Origin of the sequence: Rhizobium sp. 62_C5_N11_2 (assembly GCF_051811185.1) — a bacterium.
Classification (GTDB): domain Bacteria; phylum Pseudomonadota; class Alphaproteobacteria; order Rhizobiales; family Rhizobiaceae; genus Rhizobium; species Rhizobium leguminosarum.
In genome coordinates, this window is record NZ_JBPWPW010000002.1 from 1,118,886 (window position 1) to 1,134,409 (window position 15,524).

Here is a 15,524-nt window from a genome sequence, read left to right on the forward strand (position 1 = left end):
CATGACCGATATCGTTCCCATTGCCGGTAGGCCGCTGCTCCAGGTGAAAAATCTGACGGTCGAGTTTCCTCTGCGCACCGGCGTCTTTCGCGCCGTTAGCGATCTGTCTTTCTCGATCGAGCCGGGCAAGACGCTCTGTGTCGTCGGCGAAAGCGGATCCGGCAAGTCGGTGACGGCGCGATCGATCCTGCAGATCGTCGATGCGCCCGGCCGCATATCCGGCGGATCGATCATACTGAACAATCAGGACGGCGGCTCGATCGATCTGACCAGCCTCAATCCGCGCGGGCGTCAGATCCGAGCGATCCGCGGCCGCGACATCGCCATGATCTTCCAGGAGCCGATGTCGTCGCTGTCGCCGATCCACACGGTCGGCAACCAGATCGTCGAGGCGCTTCGCCTTCACACCAGGATGAGCAAGGCAGAGGCGCGCGCTGAAGCCATATCGCTGCTCAAGCAGGTCGAAATTCCCTCGCCTGATAAAGCGCTGGACCGATATGCCTTTCAATATTCCGGCGGGATGCGTCAGCGCGCTATGATTGCCATGGCGCTCGCCTGCAAACCGCAACTGCTGATCGCCGACGAGCCGACCACGGCCCTCGACGTGACGACCCAGGCCGAAATTCTCGACCTGATCGCAAGGCTGCAGAAGGCCAAGGGCATGGCCGTTCTGTTCATTACGCATGACATGGGCGTCGTGGCGCAGATTGCCGACGATGTGCTCGTCATGCACAACGGCGTCGCCAAGGAATATGCGCCGGTCGAGCAGATTTTTCATGCGCCGCAAGACGACTATACCCGCATGCTGATCGGCTCGGTGCTGAAGCTGGAAGCAAAGGCCGAAATCCGGCAGGCGCGCGCGCCGCTCGATACGACGGCGCCACCGATCCTCGAACTCCGCAATGTATCGATGGATTTCGGTGAGGTGAAAGCGCTGGACGATGTTTCCATTTCGCTTCTGCCGGGCGAAACGCTGGGCATCGTCGGCGAGAGCGGCTCCGGAAAGACGACGATGGGCCGCTCGATCATGCGGCTGATCGATCCGACTGCAGGTGAAATCCTCTATCGCCGCGCCGACGGCGACATCATCGATCTGGCAACGGCAAAAGGTCAGACGCTTGCCGCCGCAAGGCGGGAATTGCGAATGGTGTTTCAGGATCCTTTCGGCTCCCTCAACCCGCGCATGACCGTCTCCCAGATCATCGGCGAGCCGCTGCTCGTCAATGGCGTCGCAAAGGGGCGGGCGCTGGAGGAGCGCGTTTGCCATCTGATGGAACAGGTTGGCCTCGACCCGAGGGCGCGCGAACGCTACCCGCACGCATTCTCCGGCGGCCAGCGCCAGCGCATCGGCATTGCCCGCGCCATCACCCTCAATCCGCGTGTCATCGTTGCCGATGAGGCAACCTCGGCGCTCGACGTCTCCGTGCGCTCGCAGGTGCTCGATCTGTTGATGCGCCTGCAGGACGAACTCGGTCTCGCCTATATCTTCATCAGCCATGACATCGGCGTTATCCGCTACATGTGCGACCGTGTCGGCGTCATGTACAAAGGCCAGCTCGTCGAAATTGGCGATGCGGAGAAGGTCTGCCGCACGCCCGAGCACGCCTATACGCAGGCGCTCATATCAGCGATCCCGCGCCCCGATCCGCGCGATCGCGATCATTCGCGGCGTTTCCGCTACGTCGCGCCGGACATTCTGAAAAATGGAACTTTTCAGCGATGAAAATCACCGGGATCCGTACTTTTCTCATGCATGTCGGTCAGCCCGACCCCGCGAACTGGGCTTCCGACCAACGTTCTGGCGGTGGCGCCTCCAAGCAGTTTGGCGGCACCAGAAACTGGCTTTTTCTGAAGATCGATACCGACGAGGGCATTACCGGCATCGGTGAATGCTCGGGCTGGCCGCGCGTCGTCGAGACGGCGATCCATGATCTCGCGCCACTCCTCGTGGGCGAAGATCCGGCTCATATCGAACGGCTGTGGCAGAAGATGCATATCGCCATGATGGGCCACGGCATGCTCGGGACGGTCGGCGGCGGTGCGATGACCGGCATCGACATGGCGCTTTGGGACGTCAAGGGCAAGGCGCTCGGCGTGCCTGTCTGGATGCTGCTCGGCGGCAAGGTGCGTGACCGGATCCCGATCTATTCGCATGCGAATACGCCCGAGCGAGCGCTTGCCCTCAAAGCGCGCGGCATAAAGGCGATCAAATGCGGCGGTGTCGCCGATCCGGTCCGCAAGGTCGCCGCGTTGCGTGACGCCGTCGGCGACGACATGGACATCGCCATCGATCTGCATGGACCGCCGTGGCTGACGCCTGCGGATGCCTGCCGGCTGGTTCGGGCGCTTGAACCCTATGAATTGATGTGGGTGGAAGATCCGATCGCGCCGGAGAATTTCGACGGCTACCGGCGCATCCGCGACGCAGCGCATGTGCCGCTTGCGGCCGGCGAACGTTCGGCGACTATCTTCGGCGAGCGCGAGCTCATCGAAAAGGAGCTGGTGGACGTGATCCAGCCGGACACGGGCCGGGCCGGCGGCATCACCCAGATGAAGAAGATCGCTGCCATGGCCGAGGCGCATCATATCCAGATGGCGCCGCATTCGGGCTCGCTCGGGCCGGTGGCGGAATATGCGGCTCTGCATCTGCTTGCGGCGATCCCGAACGCCCTCATTCTCGAGCGCCTCGACGATGACTGGGACGGCCGCCGCCAGACGATCGTGCCGCATCCGCAACAGGTTGACGGCTTGATCGCCGTTCCTGATGGCCCGGGACTTGGCTGCGATATCGACGAGGCTTTCGTGGCGCGCTTCCCCAGCAACGGCAATGTCTCGGTGCCGCAAAGTGCCGGCGCCTACAATCCCGGAACCGACAACGAGCATCTCTACGTGCAGACGCGCCTGTCACGCCGCACCTATTTCAATCGCTAGAAGGACAGAAAGATGAAGATCGACCGCATGCGGGTTTTCATGACCCGCGACAAGGACCGTCCCCGCGTGATCGTCGCGCTCGACACCGATGACGGGCTAACGGGCTGGGGCGAATGCTACAATCACGGCCCCGACAAGGCGCTTCCGCCGCTCCTGGATTATCTTTACGAATTTCTGTCCGGCCAGGATCCGACACGCGTCGACTATCTCGTCAATCTGTTGATCCAGCAAAGCCGGTTCCCGCCGGGCGCGCTCGGCCTTGCCGCGATCTCCGCACTCGATCACTGCCTGTGGGACCTCGCCGCCAAGGCGGCAAACGTCCCGGTCTACAAGCTGCTGGGCGGCGAGGTGCGCGACCGCATCAAGGTCTATGCCGGCGTCTATACCGCACCGGATGCACCGGCGGCCCGCGACGAGTTCGATCGTCTGAAGGAAGGGTGGGGTTTCACCGCCTTCAAGCTCAGCCCCTGGCGTATCGACATGCACTCCAATCGCTGGGGCAATGTCGTCAAAGCCTCGGCGGATTATTTCCGCTCGCTGCGCGAAACGGTCAATGACGAATATGAGATCGCCTTCGACGCCCATGCGAAGATTTTCGAGCCGATCGCCGCAAGGCAACTCGGCAATGCCTTGGCGCCCTACGACCCTCTGTTTTTCGAGGAGCCGCTGCGTCCTGAAAATATCGAGGCTTGGGGCGATCTGAAACAGGGGCTCAACTGCGTGCTGGCGACCGGCGAGTCGCTCTATAACAGAAACGAGTTCCTGCGCCTGCTGCAGGTCAAGGGCGCCGACCTCATCCAGCCCGACATCTGCGTCGTCGGCGGCATCAGCGAAATGCGCCGTATTGCCACCCTCGCCGAAGCCTTCTTCGTCGGCGTGGCGCCGCACAACCCGATGGGTCCACTTGCGACGGCGGTCAACGTTCATTTTTCTGCGGCGGCACAGAATTTCCGTATCCTCGAATACCGGCTGCCAAAGGGACAGGCCTACGTCTATGGCGGCCTCGATATCGAGAAGCGGGAGGGGGAAACCCGTTACGTCGTCGATCCCTATCTGCCGAAGGACGGCTATCTGGAGCTGCGTCCCGACCGGCCCGGCTGGGGCGTCGAAATGGACGAGAAGGCGATGGAAGAGGAAGGCTACATCCATTGGCAGCGGCGCGTGCCGAAGCGGCCCGACGGCTCCTACGCCTTCGCCTGAGGGCATTGCCCCCTTTAAAAACAGGAGCTGGCCGCCCGGATGGACGCGGCCAGCTCCCGCAGGGCTCTAGGCATCTTTCGGCAGCACTGAGCGAACCCTTGCGATGAAGACATGGAAGTCCTGCATGAAAGTGCGAAGGAAATCGGCGGTGGTGTCTTTCGTGACCTCGCCGTCATCGGTGATCAGGCCCGGCGTGAACTGGATGTAGGCTTCCGGGGCATTCATCTGGGGAGAGTTGCAGAAACTGAGCACGCTGCGCAAATTCTGCTGGGCGACTGCTGTGCCTATCGCGCCCGGCGACGTGCCGATCACCGCTGACGGCTTACGTGTGAACGAGTTGGTGCCGTAGGGGCGGCTCGCCCAGTCGATTGCGTTTTTCAGCCCGCCGGGTATGGATCGATTGTATTCGGGCGTAACGAACAGCACGGCGTCGACGGCTGCGATTGCCGCCTTGAATGTCTTGCCAGCCGGAGGGTAGTCGGCGTCATAGTCGTAGCTGTAGAGCGGCAGGTCCTTGAAGGATATCTCCGACATTTCAAGTTCCGGCGGCGCGAACCGCACCAACGCCTTGGCGAGCTTGCGGTTGATCGAGCCCTTGGCCAGGCTGCCGATGAGATAACCTACTTTATGCGTGGTCATGGCGTTCTCCAATATCTCGCATGATGATGGCAAGTCACTATTCGCCGAGGAACGTGACCGTCTCGCCGAGCGGGGCGCGGCCTGTACGGGCATAACTGACCGTGGGGTCCTCGTACCCGATCGACATGCCGCAGAAGAGGATGAGCCCGTCGGGGGGTGACAGGACCTCCGCGACCGTCTCGCGAACCTGCGACCACGCCATCTGCGGGCAACTGTGAAGACCTTCGGCGCGGAGCAGCAGCATGACCGTCTGCAGATACATGCCGACGTCGGCCCATTGGGGCAGGCCCAGGTCACGATCGATGTAGCAGAACAGGGCGGCGGGCGCGCCGAAACAGTTCCAGTTGGCGATTGCTGCCCGCTGGCGCGCCTCCCAATCCTCGCGCGCAATACCGAGCGCGCTGTAGCGCTCCTTGCCGAAGGCGGACCGGCGCTCCCCATAGGGGGACTTCAGTGCGGGCGGGTACATCTCGTACTGCCGCTTGTCCCAGGCGTCGCCATGGGCCACGCGCTCGACGGCGGACGTCTTGAGCTCAGCCAGCGGCGCGCCAGTCATCACGTAGGTGTTCCACGGCTGGATGTTCGATCCTGACGGCGACCAAGCTGCGGCGGACAGCACACGCTCAAGCACCTCCCTCTCCACAGGCTTGTCTTTGAACCCGCGCACCGATCGTCGACTTTTGACTGCCTCATATACGTCCATGATCGCCTCCGTCCGCCCGGACGGCCGGGCCAGCGTTGTGGCCCAACATCGCGCCTGGCAGCGCTCGCATCCCATCGCTGACCGCCGTTACGTCAATCTCGCCGATATCAAGCGCATAGCGCGACGGAACCAGCTCGCCGGGTTCCAGTCTGCCGGGGTATGAGGTGTTGTCCATACTCATGGTCGTTTCGTCCTGACTGTTCCGTTCCTGATGTGGTTCATTATCTCCATTCGCAATGGAGGCGTAATCACACGGTGGTCTAGGAGGGGTACATCAAACGTACATCAGGGATCGATGTGTTCGAGGGGCATGTCGGCGAGGCATCGCGGGACTTGGTGCTTACACTCAAGCCGCAGTCATCTCCTCGAAACCGCGTTCTTCGCCATTGCGCTGCTCTTCGCTGCCGCGGCGCCAACCATCAGCTGTGTAGGATCGACGTTTCGTATTTTTTATTGGGTGCCCAGGGCTCGGACACATTCTACTTCGGTGCGACGGTACGATCCGAAGATGTCAGCGAGCGTATCGAGCATTGCCCTGGCCGCGCCGGATTGAAGTGAATAGTAGATCGTCTGAGCAGCTCTTCGCGTCTGCACGAGTTCCTGTTCTCGAAGAATTGCCAAATGCTGGGACGTCGAAGATTGGCTCAAGCCCACCTCGTCGGCCAGGAGGCTCACGGACATTTCTCCCTCGGCCAGCAGATGCAGAATGTGAAGCCGTTTGGCATTCCCCATAGCCGACAAGAAGTTTGCTTCGTTTTCGAAGGCGTTGGTTTCAGGGGAGGGCGCGGTTGACGATTGATTGTTCACGGCGAGATCTCCTTTAGGGAACCAAAGCTGGGCACCAGGTCATATCCCCGAGCTTTAATTTAGGATTACCGCATGAGAGCGAGACCGAAACCCATTGCCGGCGCCGCATCGCTTTTTTTGGCGCAAATCGGATACGACTCGCCTCAAATGGACAGCGGCCGCAGATGATGTTCGAGGCCGGTATCTTCCACCATTGGAAGACACGCGGCTAAAAGCATAAATCAATGACTTGAAGCGCGCGTCGATGATCCGGATTGACGCGACGCGTTTTAGCGCGCGCCAGCCTGGCGCATCTGCATGGGCAGTGTTTCCCACGCTCGGATCAATTCGCCGATGGAGGCGGCCTCCATCTTGTGCATGACATTGCTGCGATGCAGCTTGACCGTCACTTCGCTGATGCCGAGATCGAAGGCGATCTGCTTGTTGAGGCGTCCGCGCGCCACTTCATGCAGAACCTCGCGCTCGCGCTGCGTCAGCGTCTCCAAGCGCTTGATATTGCGCTCGGCGACCGCGGCTTCCGCCCTTCGTTCGGCATCCATCGCAATGGCCGCTGTGATGGCGTCGAGCAGCGTCTGGTCCCGCACCGGTTTGGTGAGAAAATCCACGGCGCCGGCCTTCATCGCCTGGACGGTCATCGGAATATCGCCATGCCCGGTCAGGAAGATGATCGGTTTGGATATGCCGTTTTCAGCCAGATGGCGCTGCAGGTGGAGGCCGCTTGCTCCCGGCATGCGCACATCGAGGATCAGGCAGCCGGGGCAATCCAGGATATCGGCGTCAAGCAGTTCGCGGGTCGAGGCAAAACTGGTCGACTGGAAGCCAGCCGACAGGATCAGCTCCGACAGCGCCTCGCGAACGGAGGCGTCGTCATCGACGATAATGACGAGCGGCTGGTTCTCTTCACAACTGCACTGTAACGATAACGGCGCCGATTTCCGCAGCAACGGCTGGTCAACTCTCATGTTACCCTCCATCTGTCGATTTATGCAAAGCGTTGGCGATGGCCGCCAGCAGCGCCTGGGCATCGAAAGGCTTGCGGAAAAATCCGCCCACGCCTTGAGCGCGGCCCTGATCTGCTATCTCGTGGCGGCCCGTGATCAGGAATACCGGCAGCTCCGGGCGTGATTTCCTCACCAGGTCGCGAAGTTCGAAGCCGTCGATGCCAGGCATTCCGATATCGGTGATGAGCAGGTCGAGGTCCGATAGCCCGTTGACGAGCAGCGAGCCCGCCGACGAGAAGCTGCGAGCCACATAACCCGCGGATTCCAGAAGGTCGCCCATCGATTCAAGCAGCCTTGGATCGTCATCGACAATTGCCACCACATGTCTTGTCTTGTTCATGTTCAATTCCCTCCCACTCGGCGCGAGTGGGTTATCGGTATTTCCAATCTCTCCGCGATCCGCACGAGATCGGCGAGCGATGCCGCCGCCATTTTCTGCATCACATTTCTTCTGTGGATCTGCAGCGTCACTTCGCTGATCCCCAATTCGGCTGCTGCTTGCTTGTTGAGAAGGCCGCTGACCACGAGAGGCAGCACCTCGCGCTCTCGCGGCGTCAGGTCGAGATAGTGTTGCCTCAGCATGTCGAGTTCGGCGCGTTGCGATCTCTTCTCCCGATCCTCAGCGATCGCCGCGTGAATTGCCGCCATCAGGTCCGCGTCGCTGAAGGGTTTGGTCAGGAAATCCACCGCGCCATGCTTGATCGCACGCACGGAGGAGGGGATGTCGCCGTGTCCTGTGATGAACACGATCGGCGGATGGTCCCTGTCGGCGATCTGTTTCTGCAGATCGAGGCCGTTGATGTCAGGCAGCTCGATATCGAGGATGAGGCAGGCGGGGACATCCGGCTTGTCCGCTCTGACGTAATCGCAGGCTGATTCGAAGGCGATGGCGCGCATGCCATGCGATTCCAGCAGCTCGCCGAGCGCTTCCCGAATGCGTCCATCGTCATCAACGATGAAGACAATATGGTCATCGGCTGTCATGGCGCCGCCTTCGTTTCTATGGGCAAGGTGAAGATCAACGTCGCTCCGCGCGGATTGTTCTTCTCGGCCCACAATCGTCCGCCATGCAGCTCGACAATCGAGCGGCAGATTGCCAGTCCCATGCCCATGCCATTTTCTTTCGTCGTGAAGAACGGCTCGAACATCCTCTCGGGAAACTCGATGCCCGGGCCGTGGTCGCTGATTTCGGTCCGGACGGCATTCCCCATATGCTGCACACGGATCTCGATCACCCTGTCGTCTGCAACGGCGTCCATCGCCTCGATGCCGTTGCGGATGAGATTGATCAGCACCTGCTGGATCTGGACGCGGTCGATTGCGACCAGCGGAAGGTTGCCGTCGATGCCCATGTCGATCCGAACGCGGCGGCGCGCTGCTTCGTCGGCCATGAGGTTGCGCGCTTCGTCGACGACGCCGGAGAGCGTCGTGTGGATCCTGCGGTCTGCGGATTGCTTGAACAAGGCGCGGATACGGCTGACGACATCTGCCGCTGAGTTAGCATCCCGGATGATGCGCTCCACCGTCCTCTGCGCCCGCTCCATATTCGGCGGTTCGGCCATGAGCCAGCGCTGACAGGCATGTGAGTTGGCCACGACGGCCGCGAGCGGCTGGTTCACCTCGTGCGCGATCGAGGCCGAAAGCTCGGCGAGGCTCGCCACCTGGCTCGCCCGTGCAAGGCCCTCTCGCGCCTGACGCAAATCTTCCTCCGCCCGAACCTCACCGTCGATATCAAGGCAGATGACATTCCACTGGACGATGATGCCGTCGGCATCGCGCATCGGCGCCGCACGCGTCTCAACCCAGCGATATTCACCATCGTGGCGCCGCAGACGATGCCTGCGCGCATAGGGCTCGCCGGTGGACAATGAATGGGCATAGTTCTCTTTGACCCCCGCCACGTCGTCGGGATGAACACCGGCATCGAGTGTGCCGTCCAGCCGGGTTTTCCCCGTTCCGTCCAGCTCTTCGAGATTATATCCGAGGAAGTCGCGGAGCTGAGGGTTTCGGTATACCGGTTCTCCATCAGGCGCCGCGCAATCGATCATTGCCGGCAGCGTTTCGACGATCTGCCAGAGCGAGCGTTCTCTCTCTCGCAGCGCGTCCTCGACTCGCAGCTGATCGTCGATGTCATGCGTCAGACCGTACCACTGGACGATCCGGCCGCTCTCGTCCCGCAGAGGCTCCGCGCTGCCTTTCATCCAGCGGTAGATGCCGTCGGCGCGCCGCAGGCGATATTGCTTGGAGAAGCGCTCGCCGGTGACGAAGGAATGGTCGAGCGCCTCGGCGAGGCTCTCCGCATCGTCAGGGTGGACGGCGGCTTCCATGATGGCGGAAAGACGGTTCATGCCGGGCTTGTCTGCATCGGCAACGTCCAGTCCCAGAAAATTGATCAGCCGTTTGTTGAAGAAAGTCGGCTCGCCCTGCGAGTCCAACCGCCAGAGAAGGCTCGGAACGATGTCGACGAGCTGTGACAGCTCGCGTTCCCGCTCTCGTAGGGCCTGTTGCGCGCGCACCTCGTCGTCGATGTCGAGTGCAGCAGCGTACCATTGTAGAATAATTCCGTTTTCATCCCGCAATGGTTCTGCGCGACCCTCCATCCAGCGATATTCGCCGTCCGCACGGCGCCGACGATACCTTATGGTGTAGGGTTCGCCGGTGGCGAGGGCATGGCTGAGCACCTCTCTCATGCGGGGTGCATCCTCGGGATGGACTGTCGCCCCGATGATGGCCGCCGAGCGGCTGACGTCCGGCTTGTCCCAAGCCGCGACGTCATCCACCCCGATGGATTCGAGGGTACGCTTGCTGAAGAAGGTCGGCTCGCCGCTGGGCGCCATGCGGGCAATATGAACGGGGACCATATCGACGAGCAATGACAGCTCCCGCTCACGTTCGCGTAACGCCTCCAGCGCACGCACCTCATCGTCGATGTCGAGAGAAACGCCATACCATTCCACGACCGTTCCGTTTTCGTCGCGCCGCGGCTCCACCCGGCACTCTGCCCAGCGGTAGACATCATCCTTTTCGCGCCAGCGAAATCGCATCGCGCAGCCGCCGCCGGTTTCGAAGCAGTTCCTGAGCGTACGCTGAACGTCGGGAGCGTCTTCGGGATGAACCAGCTGCTGCAGCAGATCGTCGATGCGCGGCTCACCGAGAGCGTCGAAATCGGCGATAACGGAGCGGAAATGATCCTGATACCGCTTGTTGAAATAGAACGAGCCGCCGGTGGGCTCCACACTCCAGATGCGGACCGGTACGGCGTCTATGATCTGCTGAAGCTGTTGCTGGCTCCGCCGCACAGCCTCTTCGGCATGAACCTGATCGTCGATATCGTGACAAAGACCGTACCACTGAACGATGCGCCCCGACTGATCCCGCATCGGTTCGGCACGGCTCGACATCCAGCGATAGAGGCCGTCGGCGCGGCGCAGTCGATACCGCATGGCGAAGCTTTCGCCGGTAACGAGGCAATGGCGAAGGGCATCTCCGAACCCCGCCGCGTCCTCGGGATGAACGGTGGCCTCCAGGACAGCCTCCAGCCGGCTCATGCCGGGCTTGTCGAAATCCGCCACATCGAGACCGAGAAAATCGATCATCCGTTTGTTAAAGAAGGTCGGCTCACCGTCAGGGGTCAGACGCCAGACGTGGCTCGGAACCATATCCACGAGCTGCGAGAGTTCCCGCTCGCGGTCGCGCAGCGTATCCAGGCTTTGGCGCAATGTGAGCACTGCCAGCTGGTGCTGCCGGGATATGGCGGCCACGATGAGCGCCGAAAATGCCGAGATGGCCAGAAAAAGCTGCAGCATGACCTGCTTGTGCTTCTGGGATTCGGGATCGCCGGCAAATTGGCTGGTGCCTGTTATCGTGAACAGCGCCGTGATCAGGGCGAGGAGAGCCAAGGATACGGCAGCGCCTTTGAACTCGAAGCGAACCGCGGCCCAAAGAAGAGGCGGCATGATGATGTATGCGAAGGGGAGGTAGCCGCTCAGAGAAAGAGCGGCAACGCCGAGAAAGATCAGTGCCAGGACGCAAGCTTCCACCCATTGCGCGGCCGAGAGCCGGGTCTTGCCACGCCAGCTGTGAAACACGACCAGTGCCAGCGGCGCTACGATCAGGACGCCGGTGGCGTCCCCGATCCACCATAGAGGCCAAGCCGCTGCGAAGGATTGCGATTGTATGCCAAACCACGCCAGGGTCGCACTTCCCACGGTCGCGCTGACGATGGGCGCGATCCCAGCCCCCAGTACGACGAATGCGAGAACCTCCTGCAAGGTCTCCAACCGAACCGGCCGCGTCAAGGTCCGGTTGACGAGCCATGCCCCGGCAACCGCTTCAAGGGCGTTGCCGATGTAGATCAGGAAAGCCGCAGGCAGTGGACTGTGGAACCACAGAAAATTGCTGAACAATTCAGCCAGGCAGCCTCCCAGCACCCACCAAGGCCAGCTGTAGCCGGATGCGACGACAAGTGTCGCGATGAAAAGCCCCGCCGCTGGCCAGATGGAAATACCTGTTCCAGGGACGATCGCGAGCGACTGCGCGAATCCGCAGGCCAGCACATAGGCCGCAATAAAAAGCCCCAGGTGCAGGAGTTGGGGGCGGTGCGACCAGACGCTGATCATCAGCTGTTCCTGCAGGACAGACAAAGTCAGGGGATCGTCAGCGTTTCGTACTGTCGTTGTTCTCAATTTCGGGTCTGGCGGGCTCATATTCGAACCGTAACCCCGCCACATTGCAACCGCAACTCATGGAAACCCATGCATTGCGCGGGGATGTAGCCGCCGCGCCGGGTCGGAATTTTCCGCGCGAACGAAGACCGGCATGTCGTTCCGTCTTGCCGATTGGTCTTCCTAACCTTCGGGATGGCTCCGCTATATCCCAAGTCTAAGCCGCTAGACCTCTTACATAGTGGAAGGGGTCTGGCTTTCCGGTCATTGTGTCGCCGTTCGCGCCGCGCAACTCGGCGGCTATAATGCATGTCGCCCGAAAGGGTGCCGCGGTTTGGGAAGACGGCATGCGATGGAGGATGCTGATATGAAAATCACGGTGGTTGGAGCAAGCGGCCTTATCGGAACGCGGCTCAGCGAGAACTTGCGCCGCTCAGGTCACGAGGTAATGGCCGCATCATTGTCGCTGGGTGTCGATACGGTTTCGGGCAAGGGTCTCGAAGCGGCCGTGGCGGGAACCGAAGTCATTGTCGATGTGACCAATGCCGCATCATTCGGCGACCGTGCTGCACTGGATTTTTTCAAGGCTTCGACGAAGAATTTGCTCGCGGCCGCGACCGAGGCTGGCGTCAGGCACTATCTTGCACTCTCTGTTGTCGGCACGCCTCGTCTCGTGGAAGGCGATTATTTTCGCGCGAAAATGGTGCAGGAAAATCTCATCAGGGCTTCAGGCCGACCCTACACTATTCTCCGCTCCACACAGTTTTACGAGTTCATCAGCGGATTGATCGATACCGGTGCTGATGGCGATGTGTTTCGATTGCCCCCGGCGTTCATGAGGCCGGTCGCAGCGAGCGACGTCGCCGCATTGCTGGCGGAATTGGCAGTCGGAGCGCCCTTGGACGATATCGCCGAAATCAGCGGCCCGGAACAATTCGGTATCGACGAAATCGCCCGGATCTATCTCACCGCGAATGAGGATGAGCGGCAGGTGGTGACGGATCCATCCGCATCGTATTTCGGGGTTGAATTGACTGAAGACGCGCTGCTTCCTGAGGCAGGTGCACGGGTGGCGACCGAAAAGCTATCCGACTGGCTCTACCAATCGATGGGGGAGTAGGCTGTGCGGTTTCTCTCCCGGCCGGCAGGGGATTAACTGATCTGCCACTGAACTTTCGCCTGGCTGCAATTAGAGCCCTGGCGCCTTTGAATACGACAAGTGGCCAGGCCCGGCGGAATCGCAAGAGTTTTGTCGAGTTCGAGCCGGATGTGGCAATAGGCCGGCATAGTTGTCGGGCCTGGTCTGAGCAATGAGCGCGACCTCAAAGGCTCATCGCAATCTTCAAATCGAGGTGAACGGGATTCCAAGACTTGCTTTCTAAAATATTGTGCATTAAATAATCGTACGCGATACAAAAGGAGTTAAGCTATGTTGAAGATGTTTGTCGCCGCCGCCGCAATCACTGCGGGAAGCTTTTTGAATGCCTACGCCGCCGAGAAGCCGACGGTCGTGCTGGTGCATGGCGCATTCGCCGACGCCTCCAGCTGGAATGGCGTAATTACACGTTTGGAAAAGGATGGATATCCGGTGGTGGCGGTTGCTAATCCGCTTCGAAGCGTGACGTCGGATGGCGATTACGTGCGCAAAGTGGTGGCGGGACTGAAGACGGACGTTGTTCTCGTCGGTCACTCCTACGGTGGCTCAGTCATCAATGAGGCAGCAGCAGACAGCGCCAACGTCAAATCGCTCGTCTTCGTCGCGGCCTTCGCGCCTGATGTCGGAGAAACCGCCGTTGCGCTTTCAGGTAAGTTTCCGGGAAGCACGCTCGCACCGACCCTTGACGAGCCCGTCCCGTTGGATGGTGGAGTAAAGGACCTGTACATCAAGCAGAGCGCGTTTCACGATCAATTCGCTGCAGATGTATCCAAGGCGGAGGGCAAGCTGATGGCCGCAACACAGCGCCCCATCACTGATAAGGCTCTTGGCGAGGCCTCGACTGCGGCGAGCTGGAGGAAGATCCCGTCTTGGTTCGTCTATGGTGACGCGGATAAGAACATACCGCCGGCAGCGCTCGCATGGATGGCGGAGCGGGCGGGCTCGAAAGAGACGGTTGTGGTTAAAGGCGCGTCTCACGTCGTGATGGTCTCTCATCCCGATAAAGTCGCGAAGGTCATTGAAGACGCTGCATCCAGGAAATAGACCGCACTGTGATTCTGCGACCGGATCAACATTGATCCGGTCGTGGTGCGACGATGGTAAGGCATTCCACAGCGCGGGATACGTGCCGCTGCCTAGGCGCTTAACCTAGCCTATGCTTCGCGCTTTATCCGTGCGGCGGCACCGTCATCGAGTGCGGCGTTCGTCCCGTTGTTGTTAGCGTCTTTCACCTCCGCGGCTGCTATGCATGCAAGCCGTCAGCCAGAAAACAGGTCATCCGTTAATCGGTTGCAAACGAAGACTTGGCAATGTGACCTCCGGTAGCAGGGCCGGTAAATTGACGAACCACATTGCGTTTCTGGACGAACTTCGAGGGGTAGCTGCGCTATCCGTTGTCCTCTTGCATGCGAGCCAGATCTTCGGTTTCAGCCTTGGCTCTTACGCCTATCTCGCCGTGGATTTCTTTTTTTGCCTTAGCGGTTTTGTTCTCGCAAACGGGTATGACCAAAAACTAAGGTCCGGTGGTTTGCGGAGCAGTGCATTTTTCCTGAAGCGCCTGGCGCGCCTCTATCCCATGATCGTGGTCGGTGTTGCCGTAGGCGTTCTTGCGGCGGTATTTGCTTCAGAACCGCATATTTCTCTCCACGACATCCCAATTCTTACCGTGGGTGCATTACTTCTCCTGCCCTTGGGACTACTGGCGGGGCAAGAAGCGTTCTCGATTAACAGCCCACTCTGGTCACTCTGCTTTGAAATGGTCGCCAGCGTCGTTTACGGATCGGCCGCTCGCCGTAAAATTCGCTTATGGGGCGATGTCGCGTTTCTCGCATTCTTCGCGGTCGCGCTTTTCCAAATTGTCGGCATCGAGGGTACAATTGGTCCAGTTGGATTTTCGAACTGGCGAACATTCCTTGAAGGTTTTGTCAGAGTCGGTTTTTCATTTTTTGCCGGTGTTCTGATTTTTCGCTGGAACATCAATCATCGCGTCGGGAGGGTCCCGCCTCAGATTCCGCTTTTTATCCTGATCGTGGTTCTATTCCTTCCGTTTTCCGTCCCCAGGGGGTTATACGATTTTTTCTGTATCACTATTATAATTCCAGTCGTTGTCGCTCTGGCAGCGGCAGTTCCGCCCAACGAGGAGCGGCCACTCGCGGCATACTTCGGATTGTTGTCTTATCCGCTCTACGCTATTCACCAGCCTATTATTCGACTTGGCGCTCAGTTCCAAAGCGCTAGCGATGGCGTCATACCATTGGCAATCACGGTGAGCGGCACGCTCTTAGCTGCTATTGCTGCAGCACATTTTCTATTCACCCACTTCGATAAACCTATCCGTGCTTACATGGGCAGGAAGTTTTCGCTAAATTAGCTTAAGCGCGCTTTCCCAAAGATCGTCAGCGGTGAACAACCCAGAGCGTGTC

At 60.1% G+C, this 15,524-nt stretch carries 13 protein-coding genes; 6 read left to right on the plus strand and 7 right to left on the minus strand.

Features of this window, described 5'->3' with window-relative positions; genetic code table 11:
• The first annotated feature begins 1 nt into the window (after window position 1).
• From AB8B31_RS28880 to AB8B31_RS28890, 3 genes are read left to right on the plus strand one after another with little or no spacing between them, the layout of a single operon-like run.
• Window positions 2-1,723: an ABC transporter ATP-binding protein gene (locus AB8B31_RS28880; protein ID WP_018245804.1), complete on the plus strand. Its 1,722-nt coding sequence runs from the start codon at window positions 2-4 to the stop codon at window positions 1,721-1,723.
• On the plus strand, window positions 1,720-2,931 hold the full coding sequence (locus AB8B31_RS28885) for a mandelate racemase/muconate lactonizing enzyme family protein (protein WP_018245803.1): 1,212 nt from the start codon (window positions 1,720-1,722) through the stop codon (window positions 2,929-2,931). Before AB8B31_RS28880 ends, AB8B31_RS28885 begins: the two co-directional genes overlap by 4 nt.
• Window positions 2,932-2,943: 12 nt before the next feature.
• Window positions 2,944-4,131 carry a galactarate dehydratase gene (locus AB8B31_RS28890; protein WP_018245802.1) on the plus strand — a complete coding sequence of 396 codons (1,188 nt, stop codon included), beginning with the start codon at window positions 2,944-2,946 and terminating at the stop codon, window positions 4,129-4,131.
• Between the two features lie 66 nt (window positions 4,132-4,197).
• Here the strand turns inward: AB8B31_RS28890 and AB8B31_RS28895 are convergent, their stop codons facing one another.
• The 7 genes from AB8B31_RS28895 to AB8B31_RS28925 all read right to left on the minus strand — a co-directional run bounded on the left by AB8B31_RS28895 (window position 4,198) and on the right by AB8B31_RS28925 (window position 11,900).
• Complete coding sequence (locus AB8B31_RS28895; protein ID WP_018245801.1) at window positions 4,198-4,770, minus strand: NADPH-dependent FMN reductase; 573 nt, start codon at window positions 4,768-4,770, stop codon at window positions 4,198-4,200.
• A gap of 37 nt (window positions 4,771-4,807) precedes the next feature.
• Window positions 4,808-5,473, minus strand: coding sequence for a nitroreductase (locus AB8B31_RS28900; RefSeq protein WP_018245800.1), 666 nt, complete (start codon window positions 5,471-5,473; stop codon window positions 4,808-4,810).
• 450 nt (window positions 5,474-5,923) lie between these two features.
• Window positions 5,924-6,280 carry an ArsR/SmtB family transcription factor gene (locus AB8B31_RS28905; protein ID WP_018245798.1) on the minus strand — a complete coding sequence of 119 codons (357 nt, stop codon included), beginning with the start codon at window positions 6,278-6,280 and terminating at the stop codon, window positions 5,924-5,926.
• Window positions 6,281-6,549: 269 nt separating this feature from the next.
• A complete protein-coding gene (locus AB8B31_RS28910; RefSeq protein WP_018245797.1) occupies window positions 6,550-7,242 on the minus strand; it encodes a response regulator transcription factor in 693 nt (230 codons plus the stop codon).
• A gap of 1 nt (window position 7,243) precedes the next feature.
• On the minus strand, window positions 7,244-7,621 hold the full coding sequence (locus AB8B31_RS28915; protein WP_018516604.1) for a response regulator: 378 nt from the start codon (window positions 7,619-7,621) through the stop codon (window positions 7,244-7,246).
• A 2-nt stretch (window positions 7,622-7,623) separates the two neighbouring features.
• Complete coding sequence (locus tag AB8B31_RS28920; protein ID WP_018245795.1) at window positions 7,624-8,265, minus strand: response regulator transcription factor; 642 nt, start codon at window positions 8,263-8,265, stop codon at window positions 7,624-7,626.
• Window positions 8,262-11,900, minus strand: coding sequence for a PAS domain-containing protein (locus tag AB8B31_RS28925; protein ID WP_018245794.1), 3,639 nt, complete (start codon window positions 11,898-11,900; stop codon window positions 8,262-8,264). Before AB8B31_RS28925 ends, AB8B31_RS28920 begins: the two co-directional genes overlap by 4 nt.
• A 412-nt stretch (window positions 11,901-12,312) precedes the next feature.
• On the opposite strand from AB8B31_RS28925, the gene AB8B31_RS28930 reads away from it, so the two are divergent.
• The 3 genes from AB8B31_RS28930 (at window position 12,313) to AB8B31_RS28940 (ending at window position 15,472) form a co-directional block, all read left to right on the plus strand.
• Window positions 12,313-13,065: an SDR family oxidoreductase gene (locus tag AB8B31_RS28930; protein ID WP_026188707.1), complete on the plus strand. Its 753-nt coding sequence runs from the start codon at window positions 12,313-12,315 to the stop codon at window positions 13,063-13,065.
• 309 nt (window positions 13,066-13,374) lie between these two features.
• A complete protein-coding gene (locus tag AB8B31_RS28935; RefSeq protein ID WP_018245792.1) occupies window positions 13,375-14,145 on the plus strand; it encodes an alpha/beta fold hydrolase in 771 nt (256 codons plus the stop codon).
• 268 nt (window positions 14,146-14,413) lie between these two features.
• The gene (locus tag AB8B31_RS28940) at window positions 14,414-15,472 is read left to right on the plus strand and encodes an acyltransferase family protein (protein WP_018516606.1); all 1,059 of its coding nucleotides are present in this window, start codon (window positions 14,414-14,416) and stop codon (window positions 15,470-15,472) included.
• The last annotated feature ends 52 nt before the right edge of the window (window positions 15,473-15,524 follow it).